10 protein-coding genes are annotated in these 13,364 nt (G+C 45.7%); 1 reads left to right on the top strand and 9 read right to left on the bottom strand.

The window, feature by feature from the left end:
- Nucleotides 1-87 precede the first annotated feature (87 nt).
- From AR543_RS14450 to AR543_RS14490, 9 genes are all read right to left on the bottom strand, one after another.
- On the bottom strand, nt 88-951 hold the full coding sequence (locus AR543_RS14450) for an amidohydrolase family protein (RefSeq protein ID WP_060535183.1): 864 nt from the start codon (nt 949-951) through the stop codon (nt 88-90).
- A complete protein-coding gene (locus tag AR543_RS14455; protein WP_087071273.1) occupies nt 948-4,121 on the bottom strand; it encodes a GNAT family N-acetyltransferase in 3,174 nt (1,057 codons plus the stop codon). The genes AR543_RS14450 and AR543_RS14455 overlap by 4 nt, the downstream gene beginning before the upstream one ends.
- A 296-nt stretch (nt 4,122-4,417) precedes the next feature.
- Nucleotides 4,418-5,467 carry a serine hydrolase domain-containing protein gene (locus AR543_RS14460; RefSeq protein ID WP_060535184.1) on the bottom strand — a complete coding sequence of 350 codons (1,050 nt, stop codon included), beginning with the start codon at nt 5,465-5,467 and terminating at the stop codon, nt 4,418-4,420.
- 85 nt (nt 5,468-5,552) lie between these two features.
- Nucleotides 5,553-6,329 (bottom strand): AraC family transcriptional regulator, encoded by a 777-nt coding sequence (locus AR543_RS14465; RefSeq protein WP_060535185.1) that lies wholly within the window; start codon nt 6,327-6,329, stop codon nt 5,553-5,555.
- 24 nt (nt 6,330-6,353) lie between these two features.
- Nucleotides 6,354-6,914 carry a LysE family translocator gene (locus tag AR543_RS14470; RefSeq protein WP_335582695.1) on the bottom strand — a complete coding sequence of 187 codons (561 nt, stop codon included), beginning with the start codon at nt 6,912-6,914 and terminating at the stop codon, nt 6,354-6,356.
- 289 nt (nt 6,915-7,203) lie between these two features.
- On the bottom strand, nt 7,204-8,079 hold the full coding sequence (locus tag AR543_RS14475) for an aldo/keto reductase (RefSeq protein WP_060535187.1): 876 nt from the start codon (nt 8,077-8,079) through the stop codon (nt 7,204-7,206).
- A 139-nt stretch (nt 8,080-8,218) separates the two neighbouring features.
- A complete protein-coding gene (locus AR543_RS14480; RefSeq protein WP_060535188.1) occupies nt 8,219-8,725 on the bottom strand; it encodes a HEAT repeat domain-containing protein in 507 nt (168 codons plus the stop codon).
- A gap of 90 nt (nt 8,726-8,815) precedes the next feature.
- On the bottom strand, nt 8,816-11,050 hold the full coding sequence (locus AR543_RS14485; RefSeq protein WP_060535189.1) for a TerD family protein: 2,235 nt from the start codon (nt 11,048-11,050) through the stop codon (nt 8,816-8,818).
- Nucleotides 11,051-11,783: 733 nt separating this feature from the next.
- Nucleotides 11,784-12,467 (bottom strand): NAD(P)-dependent oxidoreductase, encoded by a 684-nt coding sequence (locus AR543_RS14490; RefSeq protein WP_060535190.1) that lies wholly within the window; start codon nt 12,465-12,467, stop codon nt 11,784-11,786.
- 168 nt (nt 12,468-12,635) lie between these two features.
- On the opposite strand from AR543_RS14490, the gene AR543_RS14495 reads away from it, so the two are divergent.
- Nucleotides 12,636-13,193 carry a TetR/AcrR family transcriptional regulator gene (locus AR543_RS14495; RefSeq protein WP_060535191.1) on the top strand — a complete coding sequence of 186 codons (558 nt, stop codon included), beginning with the start codon at nt 12,636-12,638 and terminating at the stop codon, nt 13,191-13,193.
- Nucleotides 13,194-13,364: the final 171 nt, after the last annotated feature.

Genomic DNA, 13,364 nt, shown 5'->3' on the forward strand with positions numbered 1-13,364 from the left:
TCGTCCCACAGCAAACAGGAGCGACTCTTATACAAGCAGCGCTCCTGTTTGCTTCTTCCTTTTTTTCGATTCACCATATCCCTCTGATCAGGCTTCCACCCACTGTTTTACTTTTGGAAAAACAGTCAGTGCATTATGGTAAAATACATCCTCCCAATGTTTCTCGGGAATCAGATTTTTCACAAAGGCAATATACGCGTCCAGCGGTACCAACGGCCAGTCGGTACCGAATACAAGCCGATCATACTTTTCCGCAAATACAATCGCACGCCGGAAATGATCCACATACGTCTGTTCACCCATCAGACGCTGCACTTTGGCGGTATCGCCCACGATCCAGCCGGACAGATCGGCATACAGATTAGGGTTCTTTTCCAGCAAAGCAGCTGTATCCATTACCCACGGATCGCCCAGATGGCAGAGCATGAATGTAATATCCCGATACTTCAGGAAGGTCTCTTCCATCGACAGCGGATGCGAGTATTTGAGCAAGCCGCTATCCGCGTAGGTTAATCCGCCATGAATCACGATCGGCAGTCTGTACTGACGAGCCAGTCGATAGACCGGATCATAGATAGCGTCGCCCACATTATAGTGATAATAGCCGGCATACAGCTTGATACCGACGACCGAATCGGACTGCAGGGAGTGTTCCAGTGCTTCCAGTTGTCCTTCCAGATGCAGCGTCTCCGGATTAATGCCTACACAGGTAAACAAATTCTCCGGCATCCGGTCATTCAGATTGAGCAGCATCGGATTAGCCGCGGCTTGATCCGGGAATGCACCGGGTTTCGTCTCTGTAACCCCCATGCCTACACCCGCAACCACGTTGGAACGGGCAAATTCAGCCAGCAGCCCCTCTGTACTGTAGTCGATTGAAGCCAGCGTGCGTGCAGTCTCATGAAAAGACTCGATTTCCGAAAAATGGACATGTGCATCGATAATCTTCATGTTACACTCCTTTCTACATCTACATCTGTGCCAGCAGTATTTATGGAGCCGGATGAGTGTATAACTTCACCAAAGCGGATATTGCGCAGATCCGTTAATGCCTCGTCCGGAATAGGCACATCCGAGATGATGTGGAACTGCGGCCGGTTATCTGCCTGCTGCTGATCATATAGATACAGATTGTCAATCGCCAGTGCTGCTGCAAAATGCGTATTTAGAAATACTCCGCTGTAAGAAGCTTCTGGATGTGCAACCCAGGTAAGTTGCTGCTGTCGTTCGGCTGAAGTGTAACGAATGATTTGGCTTGTAGACTGCTCATCGTACTGCACTCTTCCTGCTTTGTAGGTAACCGATTCACCCGCTTCATTACGAAAATGCGCACGAGTATCCAGCAGATCCTCGCTAGCTTTGTAAAAGTTAAAGCATTGAATAGCCAGTGGGAACAAGGAAGTACCGGTGCATTGATCGATTCGGGCAAAGGTTGCCAGTACCGGCACACCCGGCTGTGTCACATAATACTGTTCCACCGACAATCCTTTAAATTTGAGGTTATGCCGAATATGAATAGTAATGCGAATACCGGACCACAAATTGCCGAACTGATCCCGTACGTCTACGAAATCGACCTGACGTTCCTCATTCTGCAAATTCGCGTCTGCCAGTCCCCGCACCTGTAAATGGATACCGCCAAACCATGGATTCAGCCATGAACGCGGACCAGGCTTCGGATACGAGGAATCCAACCATTCCACCCCATGATGCTGCAGCGAGAACAGGGTCGGTGCAAAGGAAGTATTCACCTGAAATTGCAGTACACCGTTATGAACGGTATGAACATCGCCCTGTTCGGTTTGTACAATACGGGAGTCGACCTTGTTTGATGATAGTACCGGGAACAATGCCCGCGCATATTTAATCTCATACGTGTCCATATCCAGATGTACATGAACCAATTCCATTTCCTGCCCGGCAGGCAGGGACAGCTGCGTACTGTACTGCTGCACACTTTCTTCAGCCGATACATTCAGCTGTTCTTGTATACTTCCATGGTGGGAAGAGACATAAATATGGCCATCCAATACCGTGTTTTTATGCTCTACAATGTTCAATTCGGGAGCTTGGGCAGCAAATGGGTTGCCGCTATTTAGGAACAGCTCCAGTGACGGTTGCGCAGACAATCGTTCTGATGTCCCCTGCTGCAGCGCAAATGTACGGAAATCCTGCCATTTATTCCATGTACCGATAGCCAGCTGAAGAGGCGAAGTCTCTATAACAGCCCCAGCTGCATGATGGATAGGATGCTCAATGGCATACTGCCATATTTCGAGCAGTAGTGGAAGTTCAGCTGGCCAGGTGACCCCCAGCGATGATTGCTTGTCCTGCGCGAATATCCAATTCTCCGTGAATTCACTGGTCTCCCAATAGTCAACAGAAGCAGCATCCGGTCCTTCGGAGGTATGGATATAACGATTACGATAGGGCAGAATGCTATTTTCCAGAGAGAAATCAAAACGTTCTTTTAAAAGCAGTGGTTCTGTACGGGCTTCGGCATCTTCCTGCATTTGCACCTGGTGATGGCGACTGATCAGACCATTGCGGTGTACCTTGACTATTGTAGTCAGCAGCAGTGAATAAGAAGTGAACTCGTACTGCGCTTCCATAATCATCGCATCTTCTTCGCGGAAAGTTACAGACACTGCACGATCTTTATGAAATTCATTACTGTAGGGCAGACCAAACTTGGGTGGATATAGTTTCGTCTTTATTTTATTGCCTTCGTACAGGTCCAGATTATTGCTCTGTTTGTTCAAGCGTGCGCTGTATAGACCGTTACAGATGGTCCATTCTTCGGAAGTCTCACCGCCAAAAGCATTCGTGACTCCAGGTAGGACAAGGCTTATGTATTGATCCAGCACTTTGGAATTGGCGGTGCGGTTGGTATCGTTATATATAGAAATCTGATGATGCCAGATCCCGTAATCCAGCAATTTTGCGTATACTTTGATCGAGCGCCGGGAGTTCGCAGGAACATCGATAGCAATAGTTGATTCCTGAAAAGATAGCAGTGTACTTTCTGGCCACTCGATATAATAGGTGTAGTCAGCATGTTGTTCGTTTTCGACACTGAGCTCCAATTCAACCTTTTCGCCTGCATACAGATTACGGTGTGGTGCCTGCAGCTTCAATCGTACAGGGAAACGGGGTTCTACACCGATCTTGAATACAGCAGGCAGTCCATTAATAAGTACTTCCGCTTCCACGACCGGATGCGTCTGAAATGGATTTTGCTCTTCTGTGATTGGTTGAATATGGAAACTTCCTTCGATGACTTCGCGGGAAGTGACAACTGTAGAGGCTTGTAGTTCAAAATCAATAGCCGGATTGCCTTTTGCTTGTACTTCAACAGACAGCGGCTTGCCGGTCTTGTTAATAATCTCGTACTGGATCGGATAACTGCTGCCAAACGGCAGGCGATGCGCTGCAGGAATCGATGCCTGGATCAGATAGTCTTCGGTCTCGATCAGACGCAATCCACGGCCGGTACGTTCATATTCCATGCGCAGATAGATGTCATCCTTTTTCCATTCATAAGTAAAATAATCGAATCCATACTCTTGTCGTCCATCCGGGCTTGTATCAATGGTTCGCGTACTGTCTGTATACCAATCGATCCGGTCAAAATAATGGCGGACTGCCGGTGTCTGCAGTACCGAAGGAATCAGATTGATCAGATGCGTTGTGTCATCGCGTTTCTCCCAGAAGAATCCTGCTTTCTTGTAGGTCGGGACGGCTTTGACATTCCCTGGCCATGTGTACAGATCCAGCCGGGGCCAACCGAGTGTGATCGTTTGCTGTACCGCATGCAGTACGAGTCGTTTGCCTACTTTGCGTCCATGATAATCCGGACGTACATTCAGCAGTGGGATATAGAGTGCGCCGGCATCTTCTTTGTAATGGGAAAAGCTGCAGTAGCCTACGACCTCTTCGCCATTTACTGCAAGAAATACATGCAGGTGGGTGCTGTTATGGTGCTCTTTGAGAATCATCTGCTCGGTTTGTATGGCGCTATCGCCTCCCCAGCTCTCATGGCTGGCATTCCACATATCCGCGATCGAAGCGGCATAGCGTGGTTCGTACTCTACAATACGGATGTCGTTGGCTTGATTCATCTCGTCAATCCCTCCAATACAATAAAATAGAAGTACTTACTGGGTTGGTTCGTTAGATAGGTAGGTCTTTGAGATCTTGGATTTTCGTGTCTTAGGTAGGTGAGTTCTATCTAATTTTGTTAGATGGATTAGTCGGCATAAGTGACCATCCAACCACCACTTTTGTAAGCGCAATCAAAAACTATTCCATGGTAAGATTCGGAAGTTTTGATTTCCTGTATTATATAGAAAAATAGGGATAATTGCACCTGCAGCTGTAAATAATAGAGCAGGTGGAATTCCTGCTCCAAGGATATTTAATCTATCTCTGTTGTATGCATCGGATACAACACCGATTCTATTGCTTCGGTTATTATGTATGGTCCCTGATCTTCATTAGAAGTAATGATCAGTATCATTCCATCTTCTTCATATACGGAAGAATTGAAGCTGACCCCTGGATCGTATCCCATAAGATGAAATTTAAAAGGCTGAGCTTTTCTGCGAGTCATCCATATCCCGTATCCATAATAATCTTCATCATCATTACAGTGGACATGTGCGCTCAGTAATCGCTCTGTCATTTCCTTTCCGATCAACTGATGAGTGATCAGCCCCTGCCAGAATTTGTGCATATCCGGGCCATTCGTATAAGCACCTCCATCTGCACCACCTCTCACCGGAATAGAAAAGATATTCGTGCGCCAAGAACCGACTTTGTCATAGATATATCCCAGCGCTGTGTTGGGCGGCAGACGATCAGCAGCAAAATAACCTGATTTATTCATCCCGCAAGCATCAAAAATATGCTTTTGTACATATTCTGTAAAATCTATGCCGCTTTGCTGTTCAACGACCAGCCCGAGTACGATAAAGCCAGCATTGTTGTAGTGAAATTGTGCGCCTGGTGTGAACTTCATCTGCTGGTCAGCAAACAAAGGTACAAAATCCTGAAGTGAACGCATTTGGTATACCGGATGATCCTTCCATAGTTCTTCAAAATTATCCATAACGTCTTCATCAAAATAATCTGGTATACCCGAAGTATGCGTCAATAAATGATGTAATGTAATCTCGGGATCAAAATGAGGAAACGGAATAGACAAACAATCCTGCAACCGAGTCTCTGTGGTCAGCCGGCCTTGCTCTATCAGCTGACAGATCGCTACAGCTGTAAATATCTTGCAGCCTGAAGCTATCCCAAAGCGTGTATGTCGTTCATTCGGGAGCTGCTCTGCCCGATTCCGCCATTCTGACGAAACTTCCAGTAGCAGCCGACCATGTTGGTACAACTGAATACAACCTGAAAAAGCAATTTCTTCTACAGCTACATTTACTACTTCTTCAAGCTGTGTAAGGTTGTGCATGTTACTCACTCATTTCTGCATATGTAATAAAAATAAAAAAACCAATCCTGTATGATAACCATTCGACAGGATCGGTTCAATACCTTTAACCAAGATGAGTCATATATTCAAATGCTGTTGTCCCATATACACTTTTGAAATGCTTGTTCAAATGCGCCAGATCTACAAATCCACACTCTGCTACCGCTGAGTAGATATCACGATTCTTCTCGATCAATCGCTTGGCGCGTTCAATTTTGCAATTCAAAAAGTACTGATATGGCGAGATTCCCGTATGCATTTTGAAGAAACGAATAAACTGGAATTTGGACAATCCCAGTTCTCCACAGATTTCCTCCAGCCGCAGTACGGTTTCCAGATTGTCGTGGATCATGTGCTTGGCTGCCCGAAGCATGCCATTGTCTGCCTTGTAGCTGGTAGATAGATTGGTTTCTGCTAGTCCGTCTGTCAGCAACACGAGTAGCTCACTGCAAAGAGCTTCCTCTTTTTCACTCAAAATAGCGTTCGACAGTGCGATAATCCGCTGTTTGAGCGTCTGATCATATACGATCGGCGCAGCAAAGCGCATGACTTCCTTTTTCTCCATGGCTTCTAGCAGCAGTGGCGGATCGATATACAACATCACATAATCCAGTCCTGTGCGATCATGTGCCATACCGTCATGCGCCTGCTCGGGATTAAACAGCATCACACCGTTCTGATGAGACAGCTGCAGACTGCCGTCCATCGTAAAATGCTGGATTCCCCGTAGTGTAACACCCATCGCATATTCCTGATGGGAATGGCGTTTGTACGTAAAATCAGTAATACTCGCAGATAGCGCCGTGATACCAGCCGATTGTTTGTAAATGAACTTCTCCACAATAATCACCTCTTCAGCAGTGAATTATATCCATAGCATGATGGCCGCATAGATCAGAAACAGAGTCATCACCCAATTGGCGATCCGCTGATGCCGCTGCAAAAACTGTTTAAAAATTGTACCAAACATCACCCATGTTGCATAGGCAAGAAATCCAATACAGGTAATGCCTATCACACCTGCCATCAGTCCGGTAACCTGCGGATTATACGGAATGATAAAGGTCGGAATAACCGTCATCGTAAACAGGATCACCTTGGGATTGACGAACTGGGTAATAAAGCCGGAGCGAAATGTACCCATTCCATCGGATGTACTGGATGCAGAAGATTTCGACTTGCGTGAAATCTGGTATGCCAGATATAGCATATACAGGCTGCCGATCATCTGCATCCCGATCAGGATTTTGGGCAAAATGACTGCCAGTATACCGCTGAGCAGTGCCGACGCTGTTAACAGTAATCCGAATGCCAATGTGGCACCATATGTGTAACGAAGTGCTTGGGCAGTTCCTTCCTTTTGCGAAATGGAGAGAATGATAATGTTGCTCGGTCCGGGTGTGAAGGTAACGATAAAGCAATACAATAAAAAAGACAGGATACTGATATGAAAAACCCCTCTCTGCGTGTTGTCGGTGTTTTTACATCACTATACCTGTCTTTGGAGAATCGCTATAGTACATTATTGCAGATGGGATGATCAAGCAAAGTATTTTACACAGAACATAGCAGGTGTTCCATCTTGCATCATTTTCAGCTGGATATACAGATACAAAAACCCGAAATCCATGTCACGGAATTCGGGCTTTTGTATCTGTACTTTTGTATCTATACTATAGACCAAACAGATAGGTCATATAGTTGGTTTAACTCTGTTATTCCTGTTCAGAAAGCTTGTCCAGTGTAGCAAAGTCTTCATCGCTCAGCTGCAAATTCGCTGCTTCAATATTTTCATCCAGATGGGATACGGTCGATGTGCCTGGAATCGGCAGAATGACCGGAGAGCGGCGCAGCAGCCAGGCAAGTGCGACCTGGGCCGGTTTGGCATTCAGCTTTTTGGAGATTTCGTCCAGCGGACCACCTTCGCGGGCGAGTTTACCGGTTGCGAGCGGGAACCATGGGATAAAGGCAATATTTTGTTTTTCCGCTTCGTTAAGTAAATCTTCTGATTTGCGGGTAGATAGATTGTACAGGTTTTGCACGGAAGCAATTTTGGTAATTTTGCTGGCTTCCTGTAGCTGCTCTACATCAACCTCACTCAGACCGATGTGGCGAATTTTGCCTTCCTGGCGCAGCTTTTCCAATTCGCCAAGCTGCTCTTCCAGCGGCACTTTGGGGTCGATGCGGTGCAGTTGGAAAAGATCGATTCGCTCCAGCCCCAGGTTCCGCAAGCTCAGTTCCGCCTGCTGCCGCAAATATTCCGGACGGCCAACAGGACGCCAGTCATCCGGGCCGGAACGGGTCAGTCCTGCTTTGGTTGCAATAATCAATCCATCTGTATAGGGATGCAGCGCTTTACGGATTAGTTGTTCGGCTACAAACGGACCGTAGGAGTCTGCCGTATCGATAAAATTAACACCCAGTTCTACCGCCCGTTGTAATACACGTACCGCTTCATCGGGATCTTTGGGATCTCCCCATACTCCTTTGCCGGTCAATTGCATACTTCCATAACCAAGACGATTAACTTCCAGATCGCCGCCAATCTTGAACGTTCCGGAAGCGGCTGCATTCAGGTTTTCGGTTGTCATATGAAAAGCTCCCCTCGTTTTTGGATTAGGCTGTACTTACCATTCTATACCTAATTATATATTTACCCTTAATATCATCTTTTTATCGATAAAGGGCTGATTATTTTTCGAGGGGGTTTTATATGACTGATCGGCATCCTCATGATTTGGCCTGATGTAGCTCATGTAGTGCTTCGATAGCAGCTTTTTGAATGACCGGATTGTCATAGGATTCATACGCTGCGACAACCGGGATATATTTGCGATTATAAGTAAGCCCCAGTGCATATAAAGCATTGGCTAATAGCTCCAGTTTGGAAGGGTCTGCAGGAGCGGCTTGAAGATCCGGTTCTAACTTTCCAATATGCTGTGCCAGAATATCCAGATTATGCTGACCATATTGACATAGCAAATCCAGAATATCCATTTGGATATCGGAAGATTCCTCTATGAATAAGTGCTGCTGCAGCAAAAGAATAATCTGATCAGTATAAGGAAGATCGTAACCAAACCAAGGATCAAGAAACCGATCCATGCAAAACACCAGATTCTGCTTTTCCTGCTGGCTTTCCTTTTCCAAAAATTCTCTGATACTCTCAACACCAGATTGGATGATATCCATGTGCCGCCTGGTGTAGCTGGTATATCGCATAGATTCAGAAGCCATGGTTATCGCTCCTTTAAGAATGTGTTTGATGTATTAGAAAATTATTCTGGATAATGACTACTTTTCGCCCGATTACCCAAACTGTTTTCCTCAAAGATATTCGCTCAGAATTACATCCGTATGATAAGGCGTTATTCCCTCTTCCATAGCAAACACAGTATCCGCTTCTTCTATGGAATCCACCAGAGTACCGCGCGATTCGCCATGCAGCGTGAATAGTTCTATCAGCGTTGTTTTGTGCAAATCGGCAAAGGCATGTCCGAGCAGCTGCATGCCGCTCATGTTCTGCTCGGCGGTAATAGCAAAGCTTCGATTTTTGAGGACCGCATCCATCCAGATCATTTCACGCTTTTCCAGATCGAGCGCCAGTGGAACAGCTTGCTGGGCTTCGACAGTCAGATCGAACCGGGTCTCCACGGTGCGTGGGTCATAGATCTTGCCGGTCTGGCTGTAGGTTCGCATCATGAATCCGGCAAAACATTCCGGCAGTTCGGCAAATGCCTGACCGGTAAAGCAAGCCACCTGCATCATCGCATAGCGAGCTTTTGTTGCCTCCCGTACAGCCTGGATGTGCAGATCGATAAATTCGGAAGCGCCCTCTTTGCCTGCATCTGTAATATCACCGCTGTGTACCCCATACGATTCCTTGAGATTATAAAATGCGAGAGTCTCGACAGGATTCCAATCTTCATCCATTAACACGAGGGATAGATCGACGTCGACTCGGCGCTGATTCTTTTCACCCGTACGAAGATTGGTCCACCAGCAGAATAGCCGTACTGTCTCTCCGCTTGGCATAGCTACCCGGCTGCCGCGTGGCAGCGGACGAAGCGATTGACTGGCAGATCGCTGGGAGAATGGTACCGGAACTTTAGCCAATACCGGATCAATATAGACTCGGCCCAGTGCCGGCCGGTCTGCAAAGCGTGTTCGGAGTTCCTTTTCAATCTGCTGTACAATTTCTGCAGACCATGCCGTATTCAGAGACGGCAGATGATTATATATGGCAACAGCCTTGCCCATATTGCCTTTCGGGAAAAAGACCCGATAATCGCGATGCTCATTACGGTGCTTGAAATGAGCCATCAGCTGCAGTAATAACGGTACCGCTATCTGGCTAATCACAGAATTAAAAGAATTCAATATCTCTTCGGCTGCCTGCGGCTGGGAACGAAGCAGCAGGTCAAGTCGGCGTGCGAGTTCGCCTGGACGTGAAGCCAGTCTCGCGATAACTGCTGCGTCCCGGTGATACAGTCCCTGCTCTACTTCACTGCGAAATGTGGGAATATGTTTTTCCCGGCGCAGCCGTGTAAATGCCTCGAAGGCATGAGGATACTGATTACGCATTTCACCAGGATGCAGAATCTCGCCGAGACGCTTCCACAATTCCCGGTACAATACCATATCTTCAAGTGGCTGCGATGTTTTTTCCAGTAATCCGAGCAGAAAACGACGCTCTGCCCGCTTGAATTTGCGAAAATGGTAGACGGGTGCTGTCTGCTGATCAGGAGTCACCTGCACATTCATACCCTGGTTCATATTGTATATATTCTGAAAAGGCTGCGTTAGCTGCGGAATTCGCTTGGCCCAGTACAGACTGGTATCCAATCCCGATAATCCTGCTGCCAGACGCAGTACATCGGTTGCTGTCCGGAAGTAACGGGATAATCGCTCTGTGCTCGCCCGCTTCTGTGTCAGCAATACGGATGCGATCCATGCGGCATTTTCCTTATAAGGAATCTCATCGGGCAGAATATCATCTATATCAGGTATATAAGTCAATGCAGTGGCCAGATCAGCTTTGTCCTCGTCGGACAATGAACCGTTGGCACCGGCAAGACTGCGCATCATTTGAGTGAACTGCTGCTCTGTGCCAAGATCAATCACTTTCAGCTTTTTGTGATCCAGGCTCAAAGGGCGTTTCTTGACTTCTGTATTTGGCAGTAGACCATGCGTATAGTGAAGTACTGCATTCAGATATAGTTCTACTTCAGAGGCTTCCATTACCTCATCGGGGAAATTAGGATACATCGGACGATGCTGTACATGTGCTCCGAGTATTTTTTGCAGTACTGGCAGGATCGTCTCATATAGAGTAACCATCTGTTCCTGATTCAGGGATTCGGCTGCCAGGGTGAGTTGTGCTGAAAAGGTATATCCTAGACTCTCGATATTTTTAAGCAGCGCAGCGAGTACGCTTCGATCGGCGGGCAGTCGTTTGGTTAACGTTCCAGCAGGTGGCAGTATGATCTTTTGACTACGCCGCAGAAAAACAGGATTCATTATCTGAAGTAATGCAGCTGTATCGACATTCTGGATATTCATATGTAAAACCTCCTTTAAAAAAAGAGACTGCAGGAGAGCCGGAACACTGACGTCCAATGTTTTAGAAGGAAGTACTCCGATAGCCTGCAGCCGATTGAGTTGTATAGTTTAACAATTCACTGATGAACGTATAAGCTGCAGGAGAGCTGGAACGCTATACTTGGGATGTGTTTAGAAGGAAGCACTCCAATAGCCTGCGGCTTATCTGTTGACTTTAGTGTAGTTGATTACAAAGACAGCGAACAGGGCACAAGTATGGCGATAGCATGCTTTTTTTAGAATAGTAAGCTTGCACTAGAGATAATATTGATAATTTATCGCATATTTTTGTTGCTTATCAAGATAGGATTGCGTAAATTTTCTTTTTTAAATTTGGTGCGTCTATGTTTCTGGTTTGCAGGTAGTAGCTAAGTATAATTTGTTTTACTATTGTGAATTTTTCATATATTGAAATATTTATTTCAGTAAATATTGTAGGTTGTAATTTCAAAATTGATTTGTTCACAATTGTTCTCTTCCTTCATTAAAATCATCTATTACATTCGTTCATTTTCGCAAATACGACGTAAAAAAGAAGCAAACTACTCATTTGCTTCTAAAAAACGTTCTTTTTCATTTTTTAATGTGGCCAAGCATTCATTATTTAGTCAAATGCTGTGATCAAACCTTTCAAAAGTCGCAAAAAATCGATTTACGCCTGGTTAACCATATGATTCTGTTAAAAATAAACCCATTATCGCCCAACATTAACGATTTTCCTAACCCAGGTTGGCTCATTCGTGGCCGCTCTCACGAGACAGTCCGCGCAATCTGCGAAAGAAAGCGGTCTTAGCGGAGAAATGCGGATCAAAGGGCCCGCTGTATATTTCGAAGTAGCCGCGGTGTCGCTGAGAGCTGGCGGTCGTACAATAATCCAATCTAATCCGCTCTGTTGTACTGCACGCTCGGCAATAGCTTTATCCTCCACCGCCTTCGTGAAAATGCGACCCGAGATATGTATGGCCAGGCGATTTAATGCTGAGAGTTCTTTTCCATCGCTCAGACCAATGCCACTCTGCATCACAAAGCGCTTCACTCCCTTGCTCTCGCAGGCCGCCAGAATATTCGTAATCCCCACCGACATGGTAGTGCCTGGCGAAAAGTTTTTACGGATGTTCGAGATTCCCTCCGATGTGACGATACCTTGCGGAAAATTCCCTGTAGGACCCAGGCAACTAATCACCACATCTGTATCGGCCAAAGCGTTGGTAATACTCGTCCTATCAAGTACATTGCCCTGTCGGACGCTGAGACGCACTGTGGAAGCGATGGTTTCTGGCCGACGAGCTACGGCTATCACTTCATGTCCTGAATCAAGTGCTCGCTCTACCACTTTCCTGCCAGTCGCTCCTGTTGCTCCTATTACCGCTATCTTCATTATGTAGCTCCCCCTTCAAAATACACACTGGTGTATTAAGTAACAACTGTATATAATCATAACCAATAAAATAATGTGCCAGCAATTGCCAAATAACCGCAATTCGTGTATTTCTTCACAGATCATTTGAAAGTGTGTAATTTATTTCGGAAAGTATGGTGACTTATAGTGTCCAAGGTAGATAGAAGAATAATCAAATCTCAAGAAGCGATAAAAACAGCCCTTATTGAGCTGATGATCAACAAAAAATTTGACCAAATCACAATCCAAGAAATTTCTGACAGGGCAAATGTTAGCCGAAGAACGGTTTATCTGCACTACATAGATAAATTTGATCTGCTGGATCATCTAATCGAAGAACATATTTGCGAACTGCGGAAGCTCTGTGAATCAGAGGATAACACTGGTTATTTTGATACGGTATTGTTATGGTTCGAGTACTTTGAGAGTCATTACTTGTTCTTTTCCACGATGCTCGCGAATCAAGGAGGACCTTTTTTTCGCAGCCGATTCCTTGAATTTGTCCTCCAGGAGTTGAAAAGTGTAGAAAGCCTGACCGAAGGAAGTTCTCCAGAATTAAACGATGGTGAAGATGAAGATGTGATCATTCAATTTTTTGGATCTGCTATTGTAGGGGTAGTCGAAGCGTGGTTCAAAAAGGAAAAACCTTCCTCCCCTCACCATATGGCACAACGGGTAGGAGCATTGTTAGAAAGGAATTTATAATCGATCTGGTATCGGCAAAATAAGATGTTTTCGCCTTGTATCACAACATAGAGTATATAAAATCAATTAGACGAGCGCTCTATTCAATAGATTCAGCTATGTAATAAAGAGCCGATCCTGCGTAGTAACCATTCAACAGGAGCGGCTTTATCTCTTTGTAATCGGGATGAC

Origin of the sequence: Paenibacillus bovis (assembly GCF_001421015.2) — a bacterium.
GTDB classification, from domain to species: domain Bacteria; phylum Bacillota; class Bacilli; order Paenibacillales; family Paenibacillaceae; genus Saccharibacillus; species Saccharibacillus bovis.